Raw genomic sequence first — 26,403 nt, 5'->3', positions numbered from 1 at the left:
CGAGTATCGCTTATCGGCGGGCCTGGCACACCTTCAAATCGCACGACAAGGCTCTAAACCATTAGTTCCAAGGCTGAGTGATTTGTCATGTAGATGACATCACTTCGCCACTGCTGCGTCATAAACCCTCGCGATACTGACGCCTGTTTTTAGAGCGCCTGGTTCTAGCAGGCGGCTATTTTTCCGTCCGTCATCGGTCGGTTGTGTCCTGGATGGTTTGCCATCCCTCCTCACTTTCGGAGATTGATATGCGTCTTGCTTCCACTAAAACTGCGGCGGCCCTGTGCGGCGGCCTGTTACTGGCCCTGAGCGTTCCGGCCAGCGCCGCAGTCGACGCTAAATTGCTCGACATGCTCAAGGCCAACGGCCAGATTACCGCTGCGCAGTACACCGAACTGCAAAGTGAGTTGGCCAAAGACCAGAAAGAACAGCAGATCGCACGGCAAGCTCAACAAGAGACCAACGAACAGATCGCGGCCACCGCGAAAAAAACCAACGAGCTGAGCAGCTTCGACCAGAAGCTGGCCTGGGCCGCCAAGACGCAGTTCAAGGGTGATGTGCGGTTCCGTCAGGAAACCATCAAGATCGATGGCGAACCCAACAACGGCGGGCGCGACAAGGACCGTCAGCGTATTCGTGCCCGCCTGGGCGCCTACACCGAAATCAACCCGCAAGTGGACACCGGTATTCGTATCGCCACCGGCGGCGGCGACGATGCGCGTTCCACCAACCAGGACCAGGATGGTTACTTCGACAAGAAGTCGATCTGGCTGGACCTGGGCTATATCGACTACCACCCCGACCAGATCAAGAACCTGCACGTGATCGGCGGCAAGATGCTGCAACCCTGGGTCAACATGGGCGACGTGATCTGGGATAGCGATATCAACCCGGAAGGCCTGGCCCTGACCTACAAGTACCCATTGGGTGGCAGCGCCGAGGTGTTCGGCAGCATCGGCAACTACAACCTCAAGGACAACGTGGACGGCGACGGCGTGCAGTTCCGTCACGACCTGCGCCTGACGGCCGGCCAACTGGGTTCGCGCTTCGCGCTGACCGACAACCTCAAACTGACCGTGGGCGGCAGCGTGTACGCCTACCAGAACGATGAGGACAGCCGCTGCACCACGACCACCACGCCATGCGCCCTGGCGGTCAACGGTAACTCGGCCAACGAAGAGTTCCGCCTGTACGAAGGTTTCAGCCAACTGGACATCGGCGGCCTGGCTGTTCCGCTGTCGCTGTATGGCCAATACGTGAAAAACAACGACGCCTCTACCGATCAGGACACCGCCTGGTTGCTGGGCGCCAAGTCCAAGGTGTTCGGTTTCAACCTGGACTACAACTACCGCGATACGCAACGTAACGCCGTGGTGGGTGCCTTCACCGACTCGGACTTTGCCAACGGCACCACCGGCTCGCGCGGGCACAAGCTAAAAGTGGGTTACGACATCGACAAGAACTTCGCGGTCGGCGCCACCTACTTCCTGACCAAGGCGGATTTCGCCAGCCGCACCCAGCGTGACGCCAACGCCAATACCTTGCAGTTGGATGCCGAGGCCAAGTTCTAAACAAGCAGCGTCAAGCGGCAAGCGGCACGCTTCAAGGAGAAGCGCGTCACTTGCCGTTTTTGATTTGCAACCGTCTTACAGATCCTTGAGCCGCTCGGCCGCCAGCCGCTGCGCCAGGGCATCAGCCTCTTTCACCGGCTCCTGCGGCATGATCTTCAGCGTCGCCTGCAGCAGGCGCATCTGACGAATAAACCGGCGGCAGTTCGGGCAGAACATCAAGTGATGACGCACCAGCAGACGCTCGCGAAAGGTCAATTGCCCATCGAGATAATCACTGGATCGCGCCACTTGTTCCTTGCAGGTCAACATTCGCCCGTTTCCTCAAAATGCTCCACCGTGGCGAAGACTTTCAGCCGCGCTCGGTGCAACAGCACACGGACATTGGAGAGCGTGAGGCTCAGGAGATTACAGATCTCTTCCAATTCCAGGCCCTGGCGCTCGCGCAGCACCAGCACGCTGCTTTGCAGTTGCGACAAACTGAGTAACGTATGTTCCAGGCATTTGCGCAGTTCGTCTTCGGTGAGCAGCGCTTCCGGGGTGTCCTGGTGCCAGGCATACGGGGCAACAGCCCAGTGACCGTCGTCGGGGCTGAAGCGATCATCGCCGATGGTGCCGTGGGGCGACGGTAAATCGTCGAGCAGCACTTCGCGACGATTCTGTTTGTAGCGGCCCTTGGCAGCGTTGGCGGTGATGGTCAGCAGCCAGGTCTTGAGGCTGGAGCGCCCTTCGAATTTGCCCAGGTTGCGCACCACCGACAGCCAGGCGTCCTGCACCACTTCATCGGCATGGCGCTGGCCGACAATCGCATAAGCCACCGCGCGCATGGCGCTCTGGTAGGTGACGACCAATTCCTTGTAGGCCCGCTGCTCACCCTTGAGCAAACGTTCAAGCAGGTGCGTGTCGTCCACTGCTGCCATCGTTAACCTCGATCTTGCCGTGGAATACGGTCAATGTGGGAGCGGGCTTGCTCGCGAAGGGGCCGTGTCAGCCACAGTATCCGGTGACTGGCCGAGCGCTTTCGCAAGCCCGCTCCCGCAGTTGATCGCGCGCCAGCGCATTCTCAGCGCTTGCGCAGGATCACGCTGCCGATTGAATAGCCCGCGCCAAACGAGCTGAGTACCGCGACCGCGCCCTTGGGCAGATCATCCTGATAAGTGTGAAACGCAATCACCGAACCGGCCGAGCTGGTATTGGCGTACGTATCGAGAATCACCGGGGCCTCTTCCACGGTAGCTTCGCGGCCCAGCAGCTTCTTCACGATCAGGTGGTTCATGCTCAGGTTGGCCTGGTGCAGCCAGAAGCGCTTCACATCAGCCACCTCCAGCTGGTTTTCCGCCAGATGCACGCCGATCAGCTCGGCCACCATCGGGCACACGTCGCGGAAGACTTTGCGGCCTTCCTGCACGAACAGTTTGTCCGGCGCGCCGATGCCTTCCTCCGCCGCGCGGTTGAGGAAGCCGAAGTTGTTGCGGATGGTATTGGAGAACTTGGTCAGCAGCTTGGTGCTCACCACGTCGAACTGGTGCTTGGAGGTCGCCAGGTCGGCGCGCTCGAGGACGACCGCCGTGGCCGCATCGCCAAAGATGAAGTGGCTGTCGCGGTCGCGGAAATTAAGGTGACCGGTGCAGACCTCCGGGTTGACCATCAAGATCGCCCGGGCCTGGCCCAGCTGGATGCTGTTGGCGGCATTCTGGATGCCGAACGTGGCCGAGGAACACGCCACGTTCATGTCAAAGCCGAAGCCTTCGATGCCCAGGGCTTCCTGGACTTCGATGGCGATGGCCGGGTAAGCACGCTGCAGGTTGGAACAGGCGACGATCACGCCATCGATGTCGGCGGCGGTCTTGCCGGCGCGCTGCAAGGCTTGCTCGGCAGCGCCGATAGCCATCTGGCAGAGTACCGACCACTCGTCATTGCTGCGCTCGGGCAGGCGCGGGGTCATGCGTTGCGGGTCAAGGATGCCGTCCTTGTCCATCACAAAGCGGCTCTTGATGCCGGATGCCTTCTCGATAAACGCCGCGCTGGATTCGGTCAGCGCCTGCACGTCCCCGCGCTCGATGGCGGCAGCGTTGTCGCGGTTGAACTGTTGCACATAGGTATTGAAAGACTGCACCAGCTCTTCGTTGGAGATGCTGTTGGCAGGGGTGTACAGGCCAGTGCCGCTGATGACGACGTTATGCACGGTCGTTCCTCTATGTCTGTCAGGCAGAAGATATTGGTACCGTCGTACCAAACTTTAAGTAGTTTTATTCCGCCTGGCGGACATCAAACTGGCAATGCTTTATTCCATCGGGCCGCCGCCGTTTGCGGCGATCCCGGGATTTATAGCGGCGAAGTTTGCCACAAACCCAGGAATTTGGCGCCCTCTCTCAAAAGCGCCTCTTTTAAATGTGGGAGCAAGCCCCCTCCCACATTTGAACCTGCTGTGTGCTGGAAACCGAGCAAGGCTTCAGGGCTCTACCTGGCCCCATTGCTTGCTCAAGCGTTTGTCGGAAATCGGTACCTTGGTGCCCAATTGCTGGCCAAACAACGACACGCGATATTCCTCCAACCACCAGCGGTAGAGCTCCAACTGAGGGTCGCGCTTGCCTTCCTGGGTATGTTTATTCAGACGGTTCTGGTACTGCGCCCACAACCCGCCGAGTTCGCCGCTCCACACCCGATCCTTCTGCACCTGGCCCGGCAGTTTCTCCAGGCGCAGTTCGATGGCCTTGAGGTATCGCGGCAGCTCCTTGAGCCACTGTGCCGGGGTTTCGCGCACAAAACCCGGGTACACCAGGTTGCTCAACTGCTGCTTGATATCGTTGAGCGCCACGGCCTGGGCCAGGTCGATCTTGCCTTTGAAGCGCTTTTGCAGGCCATGCCAGAGTTTCAGCACGTCCAGGGTCAAGCGCGCCAGGCGTTCGGCATGCTCGGTCCAACTGCCACGCTTGCGCTCGGCCAAGGCGGCCAGGCCCGCGCCATCACGCGGCAGGCTGGCTTCGCCGTCCAGCACGCAGGTGTCGAGGCTGGCCAGCAGGATGTCTTCCACCAGCGCGTCGATACGCCCCAATTCGCGGTACATCAGGCCCAACTCAGTCAGGCCGGGCAATTTGCCGCGCAGGAACTTGGCCGGTTCCGCCAGTTGCTGCATCAACAGACGCTGCAAGGCGCGGCGGTGCTGAAACTCGGCTTCGGCTGCGGTGGAAAAACGCCCTTCCTTGACCGTGCCGTTTTCTTCCACCAGCGCCGGATACACGGTCATCGACAGCCCGGCGATGTTCTGCTGGGTTTTCTCGGCCACGGCGGCGAACACCTTGGCCTCCACCGGTTGCTGGCTCTTCGCGGTTTGCGGCACGGCCAGGGCGGCCTGGCTGGCTTCGGCGAACCGTGCGGTCAGCTCGGCCAGGTCACGGCCTTCGCCGAGGAACTTGCCCTGGGCGTCGACGACTTCCAGGTTCATCTTCAGGTGGTTTTCCACCTGCTGCGCCGCTTCAGCCCAGGCTTCATCGCTGACCCGCGCGCCGGTCATGCGCAGCAGTTCGCGGCCCAGTGCCTGCGGCAAAGAGCCCTGGCCGAATTCGATGCGTTGCAGCGCGGCTTTGATGAAGTCCGGCACCGGCACGAAGTTCTTGCGCAGGGCCTTGGGCAAGTTGCGCACCAAGGCAATGCACTTGGCTTCGATCAACCCCGGTACCAGCCATTCCAGGCGCTCCGGCGGCAAGGCCGGCAGCAGCGGCGCCGGCACGCGCAAGGTCACGCCATCGCGCGGGTGGTTGGGTTCGAAGTGGTAGCTGAGCGCCAGGGCCAGGTCGCCCAGGTGCAAGGTGTCCGGGTAATGCGCGGCGGTGACTTCACTGGCTTCGCGGGCCAGCACATCTTCCTCACGCATGATCAGCAACTGCGGGTCTTTCTGGCTGTTGACCTTGTACCAACTGTCAAAAGTCGCGGTCTGGTGGATCTCCGCCGGCAAGCGCGCGTCGTAGAAGGCGTACAGGGTTTCTTCGTCGGCCAGGATGTCGCGGCGGCGCGCCTTGGCTTCCAGTTCGTCGAGCTGCTCCAGCAACTGCTGGTTGGCCGTGAGGCACTTGGCGCGGGACTGAATCTCGCCACGCACCAGGCCTTCGCGGATAAACAGCTCGCGGGACACCACCGGGTCAATCGGCCCGTAATGCACCGGCCGGCGCCCGACCACAATCAGCCCGAACAGGGTGATCTGCTCGAAGGCCACTACTTGGCCGCGCTTTTTTTCCCAGTGCGGTTCGAAGTGGTTTTTCTTGATCAGGTGCCCGGCCAACGGCTCGATCCAGTCGGCATCGATCTTGGCCACCATGCGCGCATAGAGCTTGGTGGTTTCCACCAGCTCGGCGGTCATCAGCCATTGCGGGCGTTTTTTGCCGATGCCCGATGACGGGTGAATCCAGAAGCGACGCTGACGCGCGCCGAGGTAATCGCCCTCTTCGGTCTTCTGGCCGATCTGGCTGAGCAGGCCCACCAGCACGGCCTTGTGCAGTTTCGGATAGTCGGCCGGCTCTTTGTTGAGGGCCAGCTGCATGTCGCGGCAGATCAGGCTCAACTGGCGATGGGAGTCACGCCATTCGCGCAGGCGCAAATAGTTGAGGAAATTTTTGCGGCACCAGTTGCGCAGCGGGCTGGCGGTGAGCGCCTGGCGTTGTTCTTCAAAGCCGCGCCACAAGTTGACCAGCCCGGCGAAGTCCGAGTCCGGGTCTTTCCATTGGGCGTGGGCCTGGTCGGCGGCCTGTTGACGCTCGGGCGGGCGTTCGCGCGGGTCCTGGATCGACATCGCGCTGGCGACGATCAGCACTTCCTGCAAGCTGCCGAGCTTGGCGGCTTCGAGCAGCATGCGGCCCATGCGCGGGTCCACCGGCAGGCGCGCCAGTTGACGGCCCAGCGGCGTGAGCTGGCTGTTGCGGTCGACCGCCGACAGCTCTTGCAGCAGGTTGAAACCGTCGCTGATGGCCTTGCCATCCGGCGGTTCGATAAACGGGAAATCGGTGATCTCGCCCAGGCGCAGGTGCAGCATTTGCAGGATCACGGCGGCCAGGTTGGTGCGCAGGATCTCCGGGTCGGTGAATTCCGGGCGGCCGATAAAATCTTCTTCGCTGTACAGGCGGATACAGATGCCCGGCTCCACCCGGCCACAACGGCCTTTACGCTGGTTGGCGCTGGCCTGGGAAATGGCCTCGATCGGCAGCCGCTGCACCTTGGCACGGTAGCTGTAGCGGCTGATGCGCGCGGTGCCGCTGTCGATCACGTAACGAATGCCCGGCACGGTCAGCGAGGTTTCCGCGACGTTGGTCGCCAGCACCACCCGGCGGCCGGGGTGGGACTGGAAAATGCGCTGCTGCTCGGCCGGCGACAGGCGCGCATACAGTGGCAGGATTTCGGTGTGCTTGAGCTGGGCCTTGCGCAGCATCTCGGCGGCGTCGCGAATCTCGCGCTCACCCGGCAAAAACACCAGCACATCGCCGGGGCTGCGCCGTTCGCTGCGCTCATAGGCGGCGATTTCGTCGAGGGTGGCGAGGATCGCCTGGTCAACGGTCAAGTCGTCCTCGACGCGGTTGCCCTCCTCGTCCTGTTCCAGCGTCAGCGGGCGATACCAGGTGTCCACCGGGAAGGTGCGGCCCGAGACCTCGACAATCGGCGCATCGTCGAAGTGCTTGGAAAACCGTTCAAGGTCGATGGTCGCCGAGGTGATGATGACTTTCAGGTCCGGGCGCCGCGGTAGCAGGGTCTTGAGGTAACCCAGCAGGAAGTCGATGTTCAGGCTGCGTTCGTGGGCTTCGTCGACAATGATCGTGTCGTAGCGTTCCAGGTAGCGGTCGTTCTGGGTTTCCGCCAGCAGGATGCCGTCGGTCATCAGCTTGACCAGGGTATTGGAGTCGCTCTGGTCTTCGAAGCGTACTTGATAGCCGACCAACGCCCCGAGCGGCGTGGCCAGCTCTTCGGCCACGCGGCTGGCGACGCTGCGCGCGGCGATCCGGCGTGGCTGGGTGTGACCGATCAGGCCGTACTGGCCGCGGCCGATCTCCAGGCAGATTTTCGGTAACTGGGTGGTTTTACCCGAGCCGGTTTCGCCGGCAATGATCAGCACCTGATGCTTTTGCAGCGCCGTCTTGATCTCGTCGCGCTTGGCCGCGATCGGCAGGCTGTCGTCGTAGCGAATCACCGGCAGGCTGGCGCGCCGCGCCGTGACCTGGGCGCAGGAAGCCTGCAGGCGCGTGACCCACTGCGCCAGCTTCTCCTCGTCGGGTTTCTTGCGCAGCTCAAGCAACTGCCGACGCAAGCGGTGGCGGTCGGCGAGCATGGCGTGATCGAGGTTTTTGAGCAGTTGGTCGATAGTGGGCGCTTGGTCGGTCATCAGGTACGCAAGGGTCTTCTATATAGGCAGGGGGCGGATTGTCGCAGAAAAGCAGCAGCAAGCGGCAAGCTTCAAGCAGTCAGTAAGCACCGTGTGGTTTTCACTTGCCGTTTGACGCTTACAGCGGCTCTTTTCTGCGATACGGAAATACATCGATCACCTTGCCGGCCCGAATCGCGTCTTGCAGGCCCTTCCAATAGTCGGCGTTGTACAACTCGCCGTGCAGTTCATTGAACAGCTTGCGCTGGCCGGCATCGGCAAACAGGAACGGTGGGAACTCTTCCGGGAACACGTCCAGCGGGCCGATGGAGTACCAGGGCTCGGAGGCCATTTCATCCTCCGGGGTACGCGGTGCCGGGATGTGGCGGAAGTTGGCTTCGGTAAGAAAGCAGATCTCGTCGTAGTCGTAGAACACCACGCGACCGTGGCGGGTGACACCGAAATTCTTCAGCAGCATGTCGCCGGGGAAGATATTGGCCGCCGCCAGTTGCTTGATGGCCAGGCCGTAGTCTTCCAGGGCTTCACGCACCTGGGCGGGGTTGGCGTTGTCGAGATAGAGGTTGAGCGGGGTCATGCGCCGTTCGGTCCAACAGTGGCGAATCAGCACCGTGTCGCCCTCCACCTCGACCGTGCCGGCGGCCACTTCCAACAGCTCGGCAAGGCACTCGGGCTCGAACTTACTCAGCGGAAAACGGAAGTCGGCGAACTCCTGGGTATCGGCCATGCGCCCGACACGATCAACGCTTTTAACCAGGCGGTACTTCTCGATCACTGTGGCGCGGTTGACGTTTTTCGACGGTGAGAAGCGGTCCTTGATGATCTTGAACACGGTGTTGAAGCCCGGCAGGGTAAACACGCTCATGACCATGCCGCGCACACCGGGAGCCATGATGAATTGATCGTCAGTGGTCGCCAGGTGGTTGATCAGCGCGCGGTAGAACTCCGACTTGCCGTGTTTATAGAAGCCGATGGAGGTGTACAACTCGGCGATGTGTTTGCCCGGCAGGATGCGCTTGAGAAAGCCGATGAATTCCGCCGGTACCGGCACGTCGACCATGAAGTAGGAGCGGGTGAACGAAAAGATGATCGACACCTCGGCTTCGTCGGTGATCAACGCATCGATCTGGATCCCCTGCCCCTCGCGGTGCAACAGCGGGATCACCAAGGGCCATTGTTCGTCACGGGTGTAGATGCGCCCTACGAGGTAGGCGCCTTTGTTGCGGTAGAGCACCGAGGCAAACAGCTCGATCTTGAGGTCCGGGTCCTTGCACACCCAATCCGGCAGGTTCTCGCGCAGTTGCGCTTGGAGGCGCCGCAGGTCGGCGGGCAAGTCGGCGTAGGGTTCGCTGAAGCTGAAGTCCGTGAAAATTTGCGCCAGCACCGGCGCAATGTTGCCGGCCGGTGCGTACGTGCGAGTTTGCGCCGCGCGTGCCCGGCGCAGGCTTGGCCGTGTGGTGTGAATGAACATGCAGCCGTCGCTGATCAGGTCGTGGCTGAACAGGCCGCAAAAGATCGAGTTGTACCAGGTCTCCGACAGTTCATCGTCGAAGCGCAGGTCGATCAGGCCGATGTAGGCGCTTTTAACCAGGGGCCACAGGTCAATCTTCAGCAACAGCGCGGCATCGAAGCTGGCGCGCAGGCGTGTGGTCACCTCAAGAACTTTGTCCTCATACAGGTTGATGCGCGCCGCCGACGCCGCCTGGCCCTGTTGCCACTGGGCCTTTTCGAATCGCTCGCGGGCGCCGTCGGTGATCTGGCGGAAGTGCTCGCGGTAATCATCGAAGCCATCGAGGATCATTCGGGCGATGGCGGGGGCGGACTGCGGCATGCGGGAAACCTCGAACGGGCATCTGGAAGCCCTGAGCTTAGCCAGTGTAGGAGAGCAGGAGAAGGACGATTTTTTACGCCGCGTTGTACAGCTTCGTTCACTTCATGCATTTATTTTGATTTTTTATAAGTCGACCAATCGGTCAATAAACGTGCGCACACGTCACCCGCCGCCGCGCCTCTAGCCCCGCAAACGCGTGGCTTGCCACCCCGCCCTGGAAAAGCGCCAACGGTCTTGAACCTGGCAATGCGCCATGATTTTGGATCCAAGTAAGGGAAACCCCGATTACTAGCTTGATGGCACTTTGATATACAGCGCGCCCTCTCCCGCCCTGACAAGGTCAAAAGACCGCTACGGGAGCAGGTTTTAATCGCACAAGGAGCATTGAGATGTCGTTGAGGAATATGCGGATCGGGCTACGCGCCAGCCTGAGTTTTGGGGTTTTGGCCGCTTTGCTGGTGATCGTGGGGCTGTTTGGGCTGGGCCAGATGGTCAAGCTGCGCGAAAGTGCGCTGGTCATTGAACAGAATTGGATGCCGAGCATCGAGAACATCCACGACAGCGCCGCCTTGATCGCCACGGTCCGCCTGGAGTCCCTGCGCATGGTGAGCACCGACGAATCGCGGGTGCGTGACACCAGCCGAGGCCTGATCACCCGCACCGGCAGCGAGCTGCAAGCCTTGCTCGACCGGCATGAAACCTTGCTGAGCAACGACGAAGAACGCGAGTTGCTCAAAACCCTGAGAACCCATGTGGCGACCTACCTCGCCATCGCTAGCCAAATGATCGCGCTGGTGGACAAGGATCAGCAGCAGGACGCCCTCGACCTGCTCGTCAGTCGCCTCGCCCCCCAGGGTGCGGTCCTCAGCCAGAGCCTGGAAAACCTGATCGTGTTCAACCAGAACGGCGTCGAGGCCGCCGCCGATTCGGCGGCACAGATGTATTCGAGCGCGCAGTGGGTGGTCAGCCTGATTATCGTGGGTGCGCTGATCGCCACCTTGCTGATGGCCTGGTTGTTGACTCGCAGCATCACCCACCCAATCGCCCAGGCCCTGAGCGTGGCACGCACCATCGCCAACGGCGACTTGAGCCAGCCGATCAAGGTCAGTGGCACCGATGAACCGGCCCAACTGCTCAGCGCGCTGGCCAGCATGCAGGCGCAGTTGCAGAGCACCATCCGAGGCATCAGCGAGTCGGCCCAGCAACTGGCCTCGGCGGCCGAGGAAATGAGTTCGGTGATGGACCAGAGCACCCGTGGCCTGCAGGCGCAGAACGATGAAATCGAACAGGCCGCCACCGCCGTCAACCAGATGAGCGCAGCGGTGGACGAAGTGGCGGGTAACGCGGTGTCCAGCGCCGAAGCGTCCCAGGCCTCGGACGAAGACAGCAAGCACGGCCACTACCAGATCAGCGAAACCATCAGTTCGATCCAGAACCTGGTGGAGGAAGTGCTCGGCGCCTCGAACAAGGCCGAAGGCCTGGCCGTACAGGCGCAGGACATCAGCAAGGTGCTGGAGGTGATCCGTGGCATTGCCGGGCAAACCAACCTGCTGGCGCTCAACGCCGCCATTGAAGCCGCGCGCGCCGGTGAAGCCGGGCGCGGGTTTGCGGTAGTCGCCGATGAGGTGCGCTCGCTCGCCCAGCGCACCCAGGACTCCACCCAGGAAATCGAGCAGATGATCACCAGCATCCAGCAAGGTACCCAGAACACCGTCGAGGCCCTCAACAGCAGCGCCGAACACGCCGGCCAAACCCTGCAACGGGCCAACAGCGCCGGCAGCGCCCTGGAGAAAATCACCGCCGCCATCTCGCAGATCAGCCAGCGCAACCTGGTGATCGCCAGCGCCGCCGAGCAACAAGCACTGGTGGCGCGGGAGGTGGACCGCAGCCTGGTGAATATTCGCGACCTGTCCACCCAGACCGCCGCCGGCGCCACCCAAACCTGCGCCGCCAGCCAGGAACTGTCGCGCCTGGCGGTGGACCTGAATGGGCTGGTGACGCGGTTTGTTCTGTAATCAATGAAAGCGGCGTGCAACACTCGCCGCCTGATTGATGTAGGAGCGTTGCGTGAGACCTGTCGACACCCTCTACCTGCTGGGGCTGGCTGCCATCTGGGGCGCGAGCTTCCTGTTCATGCGCATTATTGCGCCGGAAATCGGCACCGTGCCCACCGCGTTTTTCCGCGTATCGATTGCCGCCGCCGGGCTGCTGGTGATGTTGACAGTGATGCGGGTGAGCTGGGACTTCCAGGGCAAGTTCAAGACCGTGCTGCTGCTGGGCGTGATCAACTCCGGCATCCCCGCAACCCTGTATTCGCTGGCGGCCCAAGTGCTGCCGGCGGGCTATTCGGCGATTTTCAACGCGACCACGCCACTGATGGGCGTACTGATCGGCGGGCTGTTCTTCAGCGAGCGCCTCACCCCCTCGAAACTCGCCGGCGTGTGCCTGGGCTTGTTCGGCGTGGGCGTACTGACCCGCGCGGGGCCAGTGGCGTTTGACCTGGAATTATTGATAGGCGCGCTGGCCTGCCTGCTGGCCACCACCTGTTATGGCTTTGCCGGGTTCCTGGCGCGGCGCTGGTTGGACCAACGCGGCGGCTTGGACAGCCGCCTGTCGGCGTTGGGCAGCATGCTCGGCGCCACGTTGTTCCTGCTGCCGTTGTTTGCCTACAGCGCCATCAGCCATCCGCCCGCGAGCTGGGGTGGGTGGCAGGTGTGGATGTCGCTGCTGGGGTTGGGCTTGGTGTGTACAGCGTTCGCGTATGTTTTGTACTTCCGGCTGCTGACATCCATCGGACCGGTGAAATCGATGACCACGACGTTTTTGATCCCACCGTTTGGAGTGTTGTGGGGGGCTTTGCTATTGGGGGAGCCGTTGTCGATGGCGCACGTGTATGGAGGGGTGTTGATTGGGGGGGCGTTGGGGTTGGTGTTGCGCCCGCAAAAATTGTAGGCGCGAGTTGCTCGGTGAGGACACGTTTTATGCGTCTGTGCGCGACCGCCAGTCAGCCAACAACGAAGCCAGGGTGTCTTCCAGCGGGATAGTTGGCTGCCAGCCGAGCACGTCGCGGATGCGGTCACAGTTACCCACCGCGACCGGGATATCGGACGGCCGCAAGCGTTGAGGGTCAAGCTCAACAGAAATATCCACGGTACTTTGGCTGATCATCTCGTCAAGAATGTCGCGAATTTTTCGCGACTGCCCCGATGCGATATTGAACAAACGGGGATAATCGTGACGATCGCTCAGCTTGAGCAACTGCACGTAAGCGGCACACACATCCTGCACATCGAGGAAATCGCGGCATGCCTCCAGATTGCCGACTTGCATGACCGGCGCTTGTTCTGCGCTTTCGATGCGTGCGATCTGTCGGGCAAACGATGCCGTCACGAAGTCAGGAGACTGGCCGCTGCCAATATGGTTGAAAGGGCGCGCAATCACGCCTCGCATACCCTGCTTGAAATACTGCTCGAGTGCCAACTCCGCAGCCAATTTACTGGCCGCATAAGGGTTCATCGGCAAGCACGGGCTGCTTTCGTCCAGCGCTACGCCAGCCTTGAACGCCTCGCCATACACTTCAGAGGAACTGGCGAACACAACAAAGGCATCCGGAGCCTTCTGTTTCACGGCTTCCAGCAGATTCAGGCTGCCCATGACATTGGTATTCCACGTCAGCAGAGGGTCTTGAAAACTGGTTGGCACGTGGGAAATGGCCGCCAGGTGAATAATATGGGTTGGCTTTAACCGTTCAAGCGTCGCCGCACAGGCACTTGGATCACGGATATCCAGTATGGCCTGCTCCACGCCTTCACGAGGTGACGGGTTGGGCGTAGTGCAAGCACAACTTACTCGATAGCCTGCCGCCAATAGTTGCCCGAGCAGGACTTTACCGACAAAGCCGTTGGCTCCAGTCACCAGAACATGTTTCACCGCTATTCACCTTTGGCCTGAACAACATAAGTAGGACCGAACGGGTTCAAATAGAACCCGCCCACTGCAACGCAAGTGACTGCGCCCTTCTGGCCTTAGAACGAAAAGCCTTGTTCGTTACGACGCAAGTCTTCTTGAACCATCATCCGGCACAGTTCCTCCAGGCTGGTTTTTGGTTCCCAACCCAGGACCGCCTTGGCTTTTGCTGGATCGCCGATCAACAACTCCACCTCGGTAGGTCGGTAGAACTTCGGGTTGACCCGCACCACGGTGTTGCCGGTGCGTGCGTCAATCGCGTGCTCCTGGTCACCCTTGTCTTTCCATTCCAGGTCGATCTCAACCGCTTTGAATGCCAGCGATACAAAGTCACGTACTGTTTCAGTGCGATTGGTCGCCAGCACGAAGGTGTCTGGCTCATCGACTTGCAGCATGCGCCACATACCTTCCACGTACTCTTTGGCAAAACCCCAATCGCGCTTGGCGTCCATGTTGCCCAGCTCCAGGACGCTCAGTTTGCCTTGGGTGATCTTGGCGACGGAGTCAGTGATCTTACGGGTAACAAACTCACGGCCGCGCAGTGGCGACTCGTGATTGAACAAGATACCGCTGGTCCCGAATATCCCGTAGGACTCGCGGTAGTTGATGGTCATCCAGTGCGCGTACAACTTGGCAACGCCGTATGGGCTGCGCGGATAAAAGGGCGTGGATTCGACCTGTGGAATCGCTTGAACCTTGCCGAACATTTCCGAAGTAGAGGCCTGGTAGAAGCGCACCTTCGGGTTAACGATGCGGATGGCTTCCAGCAAATTGACCGCGCCTAAGCCCGTGATTTCACCGGTGGTCACCGGCTGGTCGAAGGACACACCGACGAAGCTCTGGGCAGCCAGGTTGTAGACTTCAGTGGCCTGCGTGGTCTGCAGCAGACGAATGCTGGAGGACAGATCCGTCAGATCGTATTCGACCAGGTGCAGGTTTGGGTGCTGGGTGACACCTAGCTCATCCATCCGCCAGAAATTGACCGAACTGGTACGGCGATAGGTGCCATATACGGTGTAGCCTTTTTCCAGCAAGAGCTGAGCAAGGTACGCACCGTCTTGGCCAGTAACACCGGTGATAATTGCTTTTTTCATGAAAAATCCCCTTCGAAAATAAATCCTATAACGAACGAGGCTGACCTACTCAGATCGTAATGAAGAGTACAGTCCATTACCCGTTCTATCCGAAAACATGAGCACGCCCAAGCGACGCGCTTACCAAAAATTGATCTTGTTACACCAGCAAAAAACCAGCGGCACAATTGCCCCATGAATGCTCTTGGGCATGCGCAATGGAGTTTCACTTTACATTCGGCTCAACTGTAAATACGGCGGTGTGAACCTCATCAAAATCTCTGCGTCGCAAACAATCCCGACAGTGCATTTACTTCAATACCCTGCAACTTCGCAGGCGGCACGCTGGGCAACATCAGCACTTAAATCGCAACCTGCGCCAATGGGTGAATAATCCTCTACCCCAACCCAAGCGATGCCGGGCAAACCGCGAGCCCTCAAACGTGTTTCCAACGGCGCATGACTCAGATGCCGGCCCGACCGTAAATATCCTCGAACCGCACGATATCGTCTTCACCCAAGTAATCACCGCTCTGCACTTCGATCAATACCAAGTCAATGACCCCCGGATTCTCCAGCCGATGGGTGTGCCCGGCAGGAATGAAGGTTGATTCATTGGTATTGAGTAGAAATTCGCGGTCATTATTGACCACGCGTGCCATACCGCTGACCACAATCCAGTGCTCGCTGCGGTGATGGTGCATCTGCAGCGACAACGAACCTTGGGGCTTGACGACAATGCGCTTGATCTTGAAGCGCTGCCCGTCTTCCAAGGTGGTGTAGGCCCCCCACGGACGACGCACGGTGGTGTGGTCCAGATGGGACTGATGCCCATTTTTCTTCAACTGAGCAGTGATAGCCTTGATGTCTTGCGCGTGATCTTTGTGTGCAACCAGCAGGGCATCGGTCGTGTCGACAATGATCAGGTCTTGAACGCCGACCAAAGCCGCCAGTCGGCGATGGCTGCGCACATAGTTGTTGTTGGAGTTATGACAAATAGCCTCGCCGTCAATGCGATTGCCGTGCTCATCCGCCGGGGACAGTTCACTCATGGCGTTCCACGAACCGATATCGCTCCAACCGATGTCACAAGGCACCGTCGCCACTTTGCTTGAGCGCTCCATCAGTGCGAAGTCGATGGAGATGTCCGGCACCCTGGCAAAGCTGCCCGGCTCCAAGTGCAGGCTGCGGTGGCTGTGACCCGTCATCGTGCCGGAACCTGCGAGGCACGCGTCCACGGCGCTGGATACATCCGGCGCGCACAGTTGCATTTCTTGGATCAGCGTACCCGCGCGGAAGCAGAACATGCCGGAGTTCCAAAAATAATCGCCCGACACCACATACCCTTGAGCCGTTTCCAGGTCCGGTTTCTCGACGAAACGTTTGACCTTGAACCCATTACCAAGGGGGCCGTCATTATCTTTTTGGATATAGCCGTAACCGGTTTCCGCAAACTCCGGTTTTACACCGAACGTCACCAGCCAGCCGTCTTTTGCCAGTTCCGAAGCAGAGCAAACGGCCTGGGCAAATGCAGCGTGATTATCTATTAAGTGATCGGCAGGCAGCACTAACATGATGGCATCTTGCCCATGAGTTCGTGCAACTTCCTGGGCCGCGAGTGCGACTGCGGCAGCCGTATTACGTCCGAATGGCTCCAGAACGAAACTTAAATTGGTGAATTCCGGAGCCTGCGCGCCGTACTCATCGAGCGTCTTGAAATAAAGATCACGATTGGTGATGGTCAATACTTCGCTGACCGACTCCAAAGCCAAGGCACGAGCATAAGTCTTCCGAATTAAATTGCCACCATCTGGCAATTCAATAAACGGTTTGGGATGCGCTGAACGGGAAACAGGCCACAGACGGCTACCCGCACCGCCGCAAATAATGACTGGAACGAGTGCCACACTGTACTCCTTTACGCAATGTCATTTTATTTCGGCCGTCGCCCTCGCCTCCTCGCGACGAACAGACTCGAAAGCAAAGCGACTAGAGTCTTTGAGCTAAAAAATCAAATCGCCGGAGCGTTTGGAGGAGGTTATGGCGTTTCTCTTACAAATTACCCCGAACATTCTTATTTAAATGGTCATTTATGTCTAGGAAAAGACCCGTCATCCGACAGACAAAAACTATTTTTTATGGCCCAGGAAAAAAGCCTGCCAAGGGACGTGTCGATTTTGCGCCTCAAACAACCGAACGCCCGCAAAAACACCCCACGCTCTGCAGCCCATCGGTGTACGCCACATGAATGCTCGCGCCCTTGCGCCGGGACTGTGTCTACACTGCTTATCGGAAAATCCACTCAACAATCACAGATCACGGCCGACAACCCTTCAAAGCCTTGCGGATAAAAAAACCATGCGTAATAACCAACCCGTTACCCAGCGCGAACGTACCTTCCCCGCTCAGCAACGGTTGATCTCCACCACAGATGCCAAAGGCGTGATCACTTACTGCAACGACGCGTTCGTCGAGATCAGTGGGTTCTCCCGTGAAGAACTGCTGCGTGCGCCGCACAACCTGGTACGTCACCCGGATGTGCCGGCTGCAGTGTTCGGGCATATGTGGTCAACGCTCAAACAAGGCTTGCCATGGATGGGCATTGTCAAGAACCGCTGCAAGACGGGCGATCATTACTGGGTTAACGCCTATGTGACGCCGGTCTTCGAAGGCAATCAGGTGGTCGGCTACGAATCGGTACGCATCAAGCCCACCACCGAGCAGATCCGCCGGGCCGAAGCGCTCTACCAACGCATCAACCAGGGCAAGTCGGCCGTTCCCCAGCGGGACAAGTGGCTGCCGGTGTTGCAGGACTGGGTGCCATTTATCCTGATCAGCCAGTTAAGTTTCATGATCGGCGCGTCGCTCAATTCCCACTGGGGCTTTGCCCTGGCGGCGGGCTTGTCGGTACCGTTGGGCCTGCTGGGCCTGAGCTGGCAGCAGCGCGGGCTCAAGCGCCTGTTGCGCCTGGCCGAGCAAACCACGTCCGACCCGCTGATCGCGCAGATGTACACCGACAGCCGTGGCGCCCAGGCGCGCCTGGAGATGTCGATCCTCAGCCAGGAGGCACGTCTGAAGACCTGTCTTACGCGCTTGCAGGACACCGCCGAACACCTCAACGACCAAGCCGCGCAGTCCAACACCCTGGCGCACAACAGCTCCAGCGGCCTGGAACGCCAGCGCGTCGAAACCGAACAGGTGGCCACGGCGGTCAACCAGATGGCGGCGACGACCCAGGAAGTGGCCAGCCACGTGCAGCGCACCGCCGATGCGACCCAGGAGGCCAACCGCCTGACCGGTCGCGGTCGCGATATCGCCGGGGAAACCCGCGAGGCGATTCAGCGCTTGTCGCTGGCCGTCGGGGAAACGGGGGTGACCGTCACGCAGTTGGCCAAGGACAGCGACGAGATCGGTGGCGTGGTTGACGTGATCAAAGGCATTGCCGACCAGACCAACTTGCTGGCATTGAACGCAGCCATCGAAGCGGCACGTGCCGGCGAAATGGGCCGTGGTTTTGCGGTAGTGGCTGACGAGGTTCGCCAACTGGCGCAACGCACGGCTGAATCGACCGGGCAGATCCATGCCCTGATCGCCAAGCTGCAGCAAACCGCCTCCGCCGCCGTACAGACCATGGACGCCGGGCATCGCCAGGCCGAAGAAGGCGTGGCGCGGGTGATGGAAGCAGACCAGGCGCTGGTGGGCATCAGTGAGGCGGTGGCGCATATCACCGACATGACAACCCAAATCGCCGCGGCGACCGAGGAACAAAGCTCGGTGGCCGAGGAGATCAGTCGCAATATCAGCACCATTGCGTTGCTGGCGGACCAGACCTCGGAGCAGGCGTTGAACTCGGCGCAGTTGAGTGAAGAGCTGACGCATACCGCTAATACCCAGTACTCGCTGGTGGAGCGGTTTAACCGGTAAACCGCTATCGGGGGCTTGCCCCCGATAGGGCCCTAGAGGGCGCCGAGAAACCCGGCCACCCTCACTGCCGCAGCCTCCACATGCTGCTCATGGCTAAACCCGGAAGCCTTCAACGGCTTCAAGTCATGATCCCCCGCCTCCAGCCACATCACCTCGATGCTCGGCGACAAATCATAGCCTTCTACCGCCGCCCGATTGCCCAAGGCATCGCGCTCGCCCTGCACAATCAGCGTCGGTGTTTTCAAGCCCGCCAGGTGCTCGACCCGTGGTTTCTCAGGCTTACCCACCGCATAGAAGGGATACCCCAGGCACACCAGGCCATCGGCGCCGACTTCATCGGCCAACAAACTGGCCATGCGCCCACCCATCGACTTGCCACCGATGGCCAGCTTCCCAGCGACATGGCGTCGCACTACGGTATGCACCTCACGCCAGGCACCCAGCAGTTTCGGCGCCGGGTTCGGTGGGCGTTTGCCGCCGTCCAGCCGACGCTGGGCCATATAGGGAAACTCGAAGCGCAACACGTTCACGCCATGCCCGGCAAGGCGTGCAGCCATGTCGCTCATGAAAGACGAGTCCATCGGGGCGCCGGCGCCGTGGGCCAGGATCAGCGTCGGCGCGGTACCCGCCGCCGGGCCCGATGCGACATCCCATAACCACCCATGTTCCCGCGCACACTGCGCCCATTGATCCCCGTCAATACTGGCCTTGTGCTCTTTGCCCATGCTTGCCTCGCTATTTAGTCTGCCTATAACTCCAGCCCAAGTGCCGCACTTGCTTGGGTTGAACCGTGGATGGGGAACCATGAACACTACTTTAAGTACCGCCTATAACTACAAGGTGGTCCGCCAATTCGCCATTATGACGGTGGTGTGGGGCATCGTCGGCATGGGGCTCGGGGTTTTTCTCGCCGCCCAATTGGTTTGGCCCGCGCTCAACTTCGATTTGCCCTGGACCAGCTTCGGCCGCTTGCGCCCGCTGCACACCAACGCGGTGATCTTCGCCTTCGGTGGCTGCGCGCTGTTTGCCAGCTCGTTCTACTCGGTGCAGCGCACCTGCCAGACTCAGCTGTTCGCGCCGAAAATCGCCGCGTTCTGCTTCTGGGGCTGGCAGTTGGTCATCCTCTTGGCCGCGATCACCTTGCCGCTGGGCTACACCAGTTCCAAGGAATACGCCGAGCTGGAATGGCCGATCGACATCCTGATCACCATTGTCTGGGTGGCCTACGCCATCGTGTTCTTCGGCACGGTGATGAAGCGCAACACCAAGCACATTTACGTCGGTAACTGGTTCTTCGGTGCGTTCATCATCACCGTGGCGATTTTGCATATCGTCAACAACCTGGAAATCCCGGTCAGCCTGACCAAGTCCTACTCCCTCTACGGCGGTGCGACGGATGCCATGGTGCAGTGGTGGTATGGGCACAACGCGGTAGGCTTTTTCCTCACCGCCGGTTTCCTGGGGATGATGTACTACTTCGTACCCAAGCAGGCCGAGCGCCCGGTGTATTCCTATCGCTTGTCCATCGTGCACTTCTGGGCGCTGATCACCCTGTACATCTGGGCCGGCCCGCACCACTTGCACTACACCGCGCTGCCGGACTGGGCGCAGTCGTTGGGCATGGTGATGTCGCTGGTGCTGCTGGCGCCAAGCTGGGGCGGCATGATCAACGGCATGATGACGCTCTCGGGGGCTTGGCATAAGTTGCGCAGCGACCCGATCCTGCGCTTCCTTGTTGTCTCCCTGGCCTTCTACGGCATGTCGACCTTCGAAGGTCCGATGATGGCGATCAAGACCGTCAACGCCCTCTCCCACTACACCGACTGGACCATCGGCCACGTACACGCCGGGGCGCTGGGTTGGGTGGCGATGATCTCCATCGGCGCGCTGTACCACATGATCCCGAAAATCTTCGGTCGCGAGCAGATGTACAGCCTCGGCCTGATCAACGCGCACTTCTGGCTGGCCACCATCGGCACCGTGCTCTACATCGCTTCGATGTGGGTCAACGGCATCGCCCAGGGCCTGATGTGGCGTGCGGTCAATGAAGACGGCACCTTGACCTACTCCTTCGTCGAAACCCTGGTGGCCAGCCACCCAGGCTTCATCGTGCGGCTGGTGGGCGGCGCGGTGTTCCTCAGCGGCATGCTGCTGATGGCTTACAACACGTGGCGCACCGTGCGTTCGCCGCAGCCTGTCGAAGCCACTGCCACTGCGCAGTTGGCCTGAGGAGTCCGTGATGAAACACGAAACGATTGAAAAAAACGTCGGCCTGCTGATGTTGCTGATGGTACTCGCCGTGAGTATCGGCGGCCTGACCCAGATCGTCCCGCTGTTCTTCCAGGACGTGACCAACAAGCCGGTCGAAGGCATGAAGCCCTACACCGCGCTGCAACTGGAAGGCCGCGACATTTACATCCGCGAAGGCTGCGTACAGTGCCACTCGCAGATGATCCGTCCGTTCCGCGCCGAAACCGAACGTTACGGCCACTACTCGGTCGCCGGTGAAAGCGTGTGGGACCACCCCTTCCTGTGGGGTTCCAAGCGCACCGGGCCGGACCTGGCACGCGTCGGCGCACGCTACTCGGACGACTGGCATCGCGCGCACTTGTACAACCCGCGCAACGTGGTACCGGAGTCGAAAATGCCGGCCTATCCATGGCTGGTCACGGCCCAGGTCGACAGCAGCCACACCGAGAGCAAGTTGAAGGTGATGCGCACCCTCGGCGTGCCGTACACCGACGACGACATCAGTGGCGCCGTCGCCAGCCTCAAGGGCAAGACCGAAATGGACGCGCTGGTTTCATACCTGCAAGTGCTCGGCACCGCCATCAAGAGCAAGAGGTGAGCCATGGGATTTGAATTCGATGCGGGCACCATCCGCGGCCTTGGCACGCTGGTCGTCGCCATCGCCTTTATCGGCCTGTCACTGTGGGTGTTCAACAACCGGCGCAATGCGGAATTCGAGCAGGCGCGCCTGCTGCCCTTCGCCGATGAACCTTCTCCATCCGACGCTCAAGAAGAGCCTGCAATAAGGAGCACCCGGCCATGACCCTATTCTGGAGTACATGGATCTGTGTACTGACCATCGGCAGCCTGATCGGCCTGACCTGGCTGTTGATCGGCACCCGCAAGGGCGAGACCAAGGGCAGCGTCGACCAGACCATGGGCCACGCCTTCGACGGTATCGAGGAATACGACAACCCCCTGCCGCAGTGGTGGTTCATGCTGTTCGCCGGCACCCTGGTGTTTGCCGTCGGCTACCTGGTGCTCTACCCGGGCCTGGGCAACTGGAAAGGCATATTGCCCGGTTATGAAGGCGGCTGGACCCAGGCCAAGGAGTGGGACAAGGAAATGGCCAAGGCCGACGCCAAGTTCGGGCCGATCTTCGCCAAATTCTCGGCCATGCCCGTGGAAGAAGTGGCCAAGGACCCGCAAGCGCTGAAAATGGGCGGGCGTTTGTTCGCCTCCAACTGCGCGGTGTGCCACGGTTCGGATGCCAAGGGCGCGTACGGTTTCCCTAACCTGGCAGACACTATCTGGCGCTGGGGCGGTTCGGCCGAAGCGATCAAGACCACCATCCTGAACGGTCGCCACGCGGCGATGCCGGCCTGGGGTGAGATATTGGGTGATGATGGTGTAAGAAACGTCGCCGCCTATGTGCGTCACGACTTGGCCAAACTGCCACTGCCGGCCGACAGCACTGCTGACCTGGCCGCCGGTCAAGCTGCGTTCAACACCACCTGCGTAGCCTGCCATGGCCCACAAGGCCACGGCATGGAAGCCATGGGCGCGCCGAACCTGACGCTGCCCGGCGGTTATATCTACGGCACCGGCCTGGCGCAGTTGCAGCAGACTATCCGCCACGGCCGCCAGGGCCAGATGCCGGCGCAGGACGTGCTGCAAGGCAATGACAAGGTGCATTTGCTGGCGGCTTACGTGTACAGCCTGTCCCATAACGCCAACGGCGCAACGCCGCAAGCCCAACCGCAGTAAGCGTTGACGACCGCCCCGACCCTGGGGCGGTCACTTTTTGCGGGGAGCTTGCTCCCTTACCCCAGCAAGATCCCTTGCCACAGGTTTTTTGTTCGCTCGCTACCGTGCGGCATCTTTTGGCGCGACCAAGTGTCGCACCCTTCCAAAGCACACCTTTCCCCTCCTGCCATTCGGGTCTACGCTTGCTTTCAAGCGCAGCGATTGCGGTACGCCCAACGACACCCGTTGTGACCCCGCAATTTTCCTGTCCACTTGATCAGCTTTCCATTTCGGATTTGTCCTTACGCCAAACATGGAAAGGGCGCAGAATCTGGCGTGGAACGCATTGATCCAGGTCAGCCGTTGCGTTGCAATGGCCCCTCGCTTTCTCCATACTTGCGGCCGATTTTACCTATAAAAAAACCTAAACCGTGGAACCTTAGAATGAGCACAGCAATCAGTCCGACTGCTTATAACTATAAGGTAGTCCGCCAGTTCGCCATCATGACGGTGGTCTGGGGGATCCTTGGCATGGGGCTCGGGGTGTTCATCGCCTCGCAACTGGTCTGGCCGGAATTGAATTTCGACTTGCCCTGGACGACCTTCGGCCGTCTGCGCCCACTGCACACCAACCTGGTGATTTTCGCTTTCGGCGGATGCGCGCTGTTTGCCACCTCTTACTATGTCGTGCAGCGCACCTGTCAAACGCGGCTGATCTCCGACGGCCTCGCCGCCTTTACCTTCTGGGGTTGGCAAGCGGTCATCATTGGCGCCATCGTCAGCCTGCCGCTGGGCTACACCACCACCAAGGAATACGCCGAGCTGGAATGGCCGATCGCCATTTTGCTGGCCATTGTCTGGGTGACCTACGGTGCGGTGTTCTTCGGCACCATCGTCAAGCGCAAGACCAAACATATCTACGTAGGCAACTGGTTCTACGGTGCCTTCATCGTGGTCACGGCGATGCTGCACATCGTCAACCACGCGTCGTTGCCGGTCAGCCTGTTCAAGTCCTACTCGGCCTACGCCGGCGCGACGGACGCGATGATCCAGTGGTGGTACGGCCACAACGCCGTGGGGTTCTTCCTCACCACCGGTTTCCTGGGGATGATGTACTACTTCGTGCCCAAACAGGCCGAACGTCCCATTTACTCGTATCGCCTGTCCATCGTGCACTTCTGGGCACTGATCACCCTGTACATCTGGGCCGGTCCGCACCATTTGCACTACACCGCCCTGCCGGACTGGGCGCAGTCCCTGGGCATGGCGATGTCGATCATCCTGCTGGCCCCGAGCTGGGGCGGCATGATCAACGGCATGATGACCCTGTCGGGCGCCTGGCATAAATTGCGCACCGACCCGATCCTGCGCTTTCTCGTGGTGTCCCTGGCGTTCTACGGCATGTCGACCTTCGAAGGGCCGATGATGGCGATCAAGACCGTCAACTCGCTGTCCCACTACACCGACTGGACCATCGGCCACGTACACGCCGGTGCCCTCGGTTGGGTGGCAATGATCTCCATCGGCGCGCTGTACCACATGATTCCCAAGCTGTTCGGCCGCGCGCAGATGCACAGCGTCGGGCTGATCAACACGCACTTCTGGCTGGCGACCATCGGTACCGTGCTCTACATCGCCTCGATGTGGGTCAACGGCATCACCCAAGGCCTGATGTGGCGTGCGATCAACGATGACGGCACCCTCACCTACTCCTTCGTCGAAGCGCTGCAAGCCAGCCACCCTGGCTACATTGTCCGTGCCCTGGGCGGTGCGTTCTTTGCCGCCGGCATGCTGTTCATGGCCTACAACGTCTGGCGCACCGTGCGTGCCTCGGACCCTGCACAAGCCGAAGCCGCCGCCAAGATCGCCGTTGTGGGAGCCCACTGATGAAGCATGAAGTAGTCGAGAAGAATATCGGCCTGCTGGCCTTCTTCATGGTCATCGCCGTGAGCATCGGCGGCCTGACCCAGATCGTTCCGCTGTTTTTCCAGGATGTCACCAACAAGCCGGTCGAAGGCATGAAGCCACGCACCGCCCTTGAACTGGAAGGCCGCGACGTCTACATCGCCAACGGTTGTGTCGGCTGCCACTCGCAGATGATCCGGCCGTTCCGTGCCGAAACCGAACGCTATGGCCACTATTCGGTGGCCGGTGAAAGCGTATGGGACCACCCGTTCCTGTGGGGTTCCAAGCGTACCGGCCCGGACCTGGCCCGTGTGGGCGGGCGTTACTCCGATGACTGGCAGCGTGCGCACTTGTACAACCCGCGCAACGTTGTGCCCGAGTCGAAAATGCCGGCGTACCCGTTCCTCGTGGAAAACAAGCTCGACGGCAAGGACACCGCGAAGAAGATGGAAGTCTTGCGCACCCTGGGCGTGCCCTACACCGACGAAGATATCGCCGGTGCAGCCGCAGCCGTGAAGGGCAAGACCGAAATGGACGCACTGGTGGCCTACCTGCAGGGCCTGGGCACCATCATCAAAAGCAAACGGTGATTCTTCATGGATATCGGGATGATTCGTGGCCTGGGCACCGTTGTCGTGATGGTGGCTTTTATCGGTCTGGCGTTGTGGGTGTTCAGCCCCAAGCGCAAGTCGGAGTTTGAAGACGCGACCTTGCTGCCCTTTGCGGATGACCCCGAAGCCATCAAGCACGTCGAGCAAGCTTCTAGGAGTAACAAAGAATGACTACGTTCTGGAGTCTGTACGTCACAGTCCTCAGCCTGGGCACCATCTTCGCCCTGACCTGGCTGCTGCTGTCGACCCGCAAGGGCCAGCGCGCCGAACAAACCGACGAAACCGTCGGCCACTCGTTCGACGGCATCGAGGAGTACGACAACCCACTGCCCAAGTGGTGGTTCATGCTGTTCGTTGGCACCATCGTGTTTGCCCTCGGTTACCTGGTGCTCTACCCCGACCTGGGCAACTGGAAAGGCCTGCTGCCGGGCTACAACTACCTCGACACTGAAAAACAAACGCCCTTCGCCAATGGCCAGACCGGCTGGACCGGCGTCCACGAGTGGGAAAAGGAAATGGCCAGGTCGGACGCCAAGTTCGGGCCGATCTTCGCCAAATTCGCGTCGATGCCCATTGAAGAGGTGGCCAAGGACCCGCAAGCCTTGAAGATGGGCGGCCGCCTTTTCGCCTCCAACTGCTCGGTGTGCCACGGTTCCGACGCCAAGGGTGCCTACGGTTTCCCCAACCTGACCGACGCCGATTGGCGCTGGGGTGGCGAGGCGAACACCATCAAGGAAACCATCATGAAAGGCCGCCACGCGGTGATGCCGGGCTGGGCCGCAGTCATCGGCGAGCAAGGCGTGGCCGACGTAGCGGGCTTTGTGGTGACCAAGCTCGACGGTCGCACCTTGCCGGAAGGCGCCAAGGCTGACGTGGCCAACGGCGAAAAACTCTTCGCCGCCAACTGCGTGGCCTGTCACGGCCCGGCCGGTAAAGGCACCCCCGCCATGGGCGCGCCCGACCTGACCCACCCCGGTGCGTTCATCTACGGCTCAAGCTTCGCCCAACTGCAACAGACCATCCGTTATGGCCGCCAGGGCCAGATGCCGGCGCAGGAGCAACTGCAAGGCAACGACAAAGTGCATTTGTTGGCGGCGTATGTGTACAGCTTGTCCCATGGGGACAAGAAGGCTGAGGGCCAGTAAGGCTGACCATTACTTAAGAAATACAGAAAGACAAATGTGGGAGG

General features: G+C 60.4%; 21 protein-coding genes. 12 read left to right on the top strand and 9 right to left on the bottom strand.

Annotated elements, in window-relative coordinates:
- Positions 1-248: 248 nt before the first annotated feature.
- Positions 249-1,571, top strand: coding sequence for a putative porin (locus AB4O23_RS11805; protein ID WP_017527523.1), 1,323 nt, complete (start codon positions 249-251; stop codon positions 1,569-1,571).
- Positions 1,572-1,646: 75 nt separating this feature from the next.
- Here AB4O23_RS11805 and AB4O23_RS11800 read toward each other — a convergent pair whose 3' ends face one another.
- The 5 genes from AB4O23_RS11800 to aceK form a co-directional block, all read right to left on the bottom strand.
- Entirely contained in the window at positions 1,647-1,880 is a 234-nt protein-coding gene (locus AB4O23_RS11800; RefSeq protein ID WP_017527522.1) for an anti-sigma factor family protein, read from the bottom strand.
- Complete coding sequence (locus AB4O23_RS11795; protein ID WP_017527521.1) at positions 1,874-2,488, bottom strand: RNA polymerase sigma factor; 615 nt, start codon at positions 2,486-2,488, stop codon at positions 1,874-1,876. The genes AB4O23_RS11800 and AB4O23_RS11795 overlap by 7 nt, the downstream gene beginning before the upstream one ends.
- Positions 2,489-2,631: 143 nt before the next feature.
- Positions 2,632-3,753, bottom strand: coding sequence for a beta-ketoacyl-ACP synthase III (locus tag AB4O23_RS11790; RefSeq protein WP_017527520.1), 1,122 nt, complete (start codon positions 3,751-3,753; stop codon positions 2,632-2,634).
- 267 nt (positions 3,754-4,020) lie between these two features.
- On the bottom strand, positions 4,021-7,932 hold the full coding sequence (gene hrpA / locus AB4O23_RS11785) for an ATP-dependent RNA helicase HrpA (RefSeq protein WP_068938073.1): 3,912 nt from the start codon (positions 7,930-7,932) through the stop codon (positions 4,021-4,023).
- 118 nt (positions 7,933-8,050) lie between these two features.
- Positions 8,051-9,760: a bifunctional isocitrate dehydrogenase kinase/phosphatase gene (gene aceK / locus AB4O23_RS11780; RefSeq protein ID WP_065878156.1), complete on the bottom strand. Its 1,710-nt coding sequence runs from the start codon at positions 9,758-9,760 to the stop codon at positions 8,051-8,053.
- A gap of 389 nt (positions 9,761-10,149) precedes the next feature.
- Between aceK and AB4O23_RS11775 the strand changes: the two genes are divergently transcribed.
- Positions 10,150-11,775 carry a HAMP domain-containing methyl-accepting chemotaxis protein gene (locus tag AB4O23_RS11775; protein WP_116079362.1) on the top strand — a complete coding sequence of 542 codons (1,626 nt, stop codon included), beginning with the start codon at positions 10,150-10,152 and terminating at the stop codon, positions 11,773-11,775.
- A 52-nt stretch (positions 11,776-11,827) separates the two neighbouring features.
- Positions 11,828-12,712 carry a DMT family transporter gene (locus AB4O23_RS11770; protein WP_065878159.1) on the top strand — a complete coding sequence of 295 codons (885 nt, stop codon included), beginning with the start codon at positions 11,828-11,830 and terminating at the stop codon, positions 12,710-12,712.
- Positions 12,713-12,739: 27 nt separating this feature from the next.
- On the opposite strand, the gene AB4O23_RS11765 is transcribed toward AB4O23_RS11770, so the two are convergent.
- From AB4O23_RS11765 to AB4O23_RS11755, 3 genes are all read right to left on the bottom strand, one after another.
- Positions 12,740-13,690: a GDP-mannose 4,6-dehydratase gene (locus AB4O23_RS11765; protein WP_083221657.1), complete on the bottom strand. Its 951-nt coding sequence runs from the start codon at positions 13,688-13,690 to the stop codon at positions 12,740-12,742.
- A gap of 95 nt (positions 13,691-13,785) precedes the next feature.
- Positions 13,786-14,820 (bottom strand): GDP-mannose 4,6-dehydratase, encoded by a 1,035-nt coding sequence (gmd, locus tag AB4O23_RS11760; protein ID WP_017527514.1) that lies wholly within the window; start codon positions 14,818-14,820, stop codon positions 13,786-13,788.
- A 443-nt stretch (positions 14,821-15,263) separates the two neighbouring features.
- Positions 15,264-16,706: a mannose-1-phosphate guanylyltransferase/mannose-6-phosphate isomerase gene (locus AB4O23_RS11755; protein WP_460063274.1), complete on the bottom strand. Its 1,443-nt coding sequence runs from the start codon at positions 16,704-16,706 to the stop codon at positions 15,264-15,266.
- A gap of 451 nt (positions 16,707-17,157) precedes the next feature.
- Between AB4O23_RS11755 and AB4O23_RS11750 the strand changes: the two genes are divergently transcribed.
- Positions 17,158-18,723 (top strand): methyl-accepting chemotaxis protein, encoded by a 1,566-nt coding sequence (locus tag AB4O23_RS11750; protein ID WP_017527512.1) that lies wholly within the window; start codon positions 17,158-17,160, stop codon positions 18,721-18,723.
- Between the two features lie 32 nt (positions 18,724-18,755).
- On the opposite strand, the gene AB4O23_RS11745 is transcribed toward AB4O23_RS11750, so the two are convergent.
- Positions 18,756-19,448 carry an alpha/beta family hydrolase gene (locus AB4O23_RS11745; RefSeq protein WP_116079355.1) on the bottom strand — a complete coding sequence of 231 codons (693 nt, stop codon included), beginning with the start codon at positions 19,446-19,448 and terminating at the stop codon, positions 18,756-18,758.
- Positions 19,449-19,527: 79 nt separating this feature from the next.
- Between AB4O23_RS11745 and ccoN (AB4O23_RS11740) the strand changes: the two genes are divergently transcribed.
- The 8 genes from ccoN (AB4O23_RS11740) (at position 19,528) to ccoP (AB4O23_RS11705) (ending at position 26,359) form a co-directional block, all read left to right on the top strand.
- The gene (gene ccoN / locus AB4O23_RS11740; RefSeq protein WP_116079354.1) at positions 19,528-20,952 is read left to right on the top strand and encodes a cytochrome-c oxidase, cbb3-type subunit I; all 1,425 of its coding nucleotides are present in this window, start codon (positions 19,528-19,530) and stop codon (positions 20,950-20,952) included.
- Positions 20,953-20,962: 10 nt separating this feature from the next.
- Positions 20,963-21,571 carry a cytochrome-c oxidase, cbb3-type subunit II gene (gene ccoO / locus AB4O23_RS11735; RefSeq protein ID WP_017527509.1) on the top strand — a complete coding sequence of 203 codons (609 nt, stop codon included), beginning with the start codon at positions 20,963-20,965 and terminating at the stop codon, positions 21,569-21,571.
- Between the two features lie 3 nt (positions 21,572-21,574).
- Positions 21,575-21,775: a cbb3-type cytochrome oxidase subunit 3 gene (locus tag AB4O23_RS11730; protein WP_010208563.1), complete on the top strand. Its 201-nt coding sequence runs from the start codon at positions 21,575-21,577 to the stop codon at positions 21,773-21,775.
- Complete coding sequence (gene ccoP / locus AB4O23_RS11725) at positions 21,772-22,719, top strand: cytochrome-c oxidase, cbb3-type subunit III (RefSeq protein ID WP_017527507.1); 948 nt, start codon at positions 21,772-21,774, stop codon at positions 22,717-22,719. The genes AB4O23_RS11730 and ccoP (AB4O23_RS11725) overlap by 4 nt, the downstream gene beginning before the upstream one ends.
- Before the next feature lie 423 nt (positions 22,720-23,142).
- Positions 23,143-24,585, top strand: coding sequence for a cytochrome-c oxidase, cbb3-type subunit I (gene ccoN / locus AB4O23_RS11720; protein WP_065878162.1), 1,443 nt, complete (start codon positions 23,143-23,145; stop codon positions 24,583-24,585).
- Complete coding sequence (ccoO, locus tag AB4O23_RS11715; protein ID WP_003193167.1) at positions 24,585-25,193, top strand: cytochrome-c oxidase, cbb3-type subunit II; 609 nt, start codon at positions 24,585-24,587, stop codon at positions 25,191-25,193. The genes ccoN (AB4O23_RS11720) and ccoO (AB4O23_RS11715) overlap by 1 nt, the downstream gene beginning before the upstream one ends.
- A gap of 6 nt (positions 25,194-25,199) precedes the next feature.
- The gene (locus AB4O23_RS11710) at positions 25,200-25,385 is read left to right on the top strand and encodes a CcoQ/FixQ family Cbb3-type cytochrome c oxidase assembly chaperone (protein ID WP_003175465.1); all 186 of its coding nucleotides are present in this window, start codon (positions 25,200-25,202) and stop codon (positions 25,383-25,385) included.
- On the top strand, positions 25,382-26,359 hold the full coding sequence (gene ccoP / locus AB4O23_RS11705) for a cytochrome-c oxidase, cbb3-type subunit III (RefSeq protein WP_460084947.1): 978 nt from the start codon (positions 25,382-25,384) through the stop codon (positions 26,357-26,359). Before AB4O23_RS11710 ends, ccoP (AB4O23_RS11705) begins: the two co-directional genes overlap by 4 nt.
- The last annotated feature ends 44 nt before the right edge of the window (positions 26,360-26,403 follow it).

This window comes from Pseudomonas sp. H2_A10 (assembly GCF_054680085.1).
The sequence above is the reverse complement of the archived record's forward strand: the minus strand, read 5'-3'. Positions and strand labels throughout refer to the sequence as shown.

Excerpts from the sequence above, each read along its gene's own strand:
- AB4O23_RS11805 (WP_017527523.1), top strand. The coding sequence starts at position 249 with ATGCGTCTTGCTTCCACTAAAACTGCGGCGGCCCTGTGCGGCGGCCTG.
- AB4O23_RS11800 (WP_017527522.1), bottom strand. The coding sequence starts at position 1,880 with ATGTTGACCTGCAAGGAACAAGTGGCGCGATCCAGTGATTATCTCGAT.
- AB4O23_RS11795 (WP_017527521.1), bottom strand. The coding sequence starts at position 2,488 with ATGGCAGCAGTGGACGACACGCACCTGCTTGAACGTTTGCTCAAGGGT.
- hrpA (WP_068938073.1), bottom strand. The coding sequence starts at position 7,932 with ATGACCGACCAAGCGCCCACTATCGACCAACTGCTCAAAAACCTCGAT.
- aceK (WP_065878156.1), bottom strand. The coding sequence starts at position 9,760 with ATGCCGCAGTCCGCCCCCGCCATCGCCCGAATGATCCTCGATGGCTTC.
- AB4O23_RS11775 (WP_116079362.1), top strand. The coding sequence starts at position 10,150 with ATGTCGTTGAGGAATATGCGGATCGGGCTACGCGCCAGCCTGAGTTTT.
- gmd (WP_017527514.1), bottom strand. The coding sequence starts at position 14,820 with ATGAAAAAAGCAATTATCACCGGTGTTACTGGCCAAGACGGTGCGTAC.
- AB4O23_RS11750 (WP_017527512.1), top strand. The coding sequence starts at position 17,158 with ATGCGTAATAACCAACCCGTTACCCAGCGCGAACGTACCTTCCCCGCT.
- AB4O23_RS11745 (WP_116079355.1), bottom strand. The coding sequence starts at position 19,448 with ATGGGCAAAGAGCACAAGGCCAGTATTGACGGGGATCAATGGGCGCAG.
- ccoN (WP_116079354.1), top strand. The coding sequence starts at position 19,528 with ATGAACACTACTTTAAGTACCGCCTATAACTACAAGGTGGTCCGCCAA.
- ccoO (WP_017527509.1), top strand. The coding sequence starts at position 20,963 with ATGAAACACGAAACGATTGAAAAAAACGTCGGCCTGCTGATGTTGCTG.
- AB4O23_RS11730 (WP_010208563.1), top strand. The coding sequence starts at position 21,575 with ATGGGATTTGAATTCGATGCGGGCACCATCCGCGGCCTTGGCACGCTG.
- ccoP (WP_017527507.1), top strand. The coding sequence starts at position 21,772 with ATGACCCTATTCTGGAGTACATGGATCTGTGTACTGACCATCGGCAGC.
- ccoN (WP_065878162.1), top strand. The coding sequence starts at position 23,143 with ATGAGCACAGCAATCAGTCCGACTGCTTATAACTATAAGGTAGTCCGC.
- ccoO (WP_003193167.1), top strand. The coding sequence starts at position 24,585 with ATGAAGCATGAAGTAGTCGAGAAGAATATCGGCCTGCTGGCCTTCTTC.
- AB4O23_RS11710 (WP_003175465.1), top strand. The coding sequence starts at position 25,200 with ATGGATATCGGGATGATTCGTGGCCTGGGCACCGTTGTCGTGATGGTG.
- ccoP (WP_460084947.1), top strand. The coding sequence starts at position 25,382 with ATGACTACGTTCTGGAGTCTGTACGTCACAGTCCTCAGCCTGGGCACC.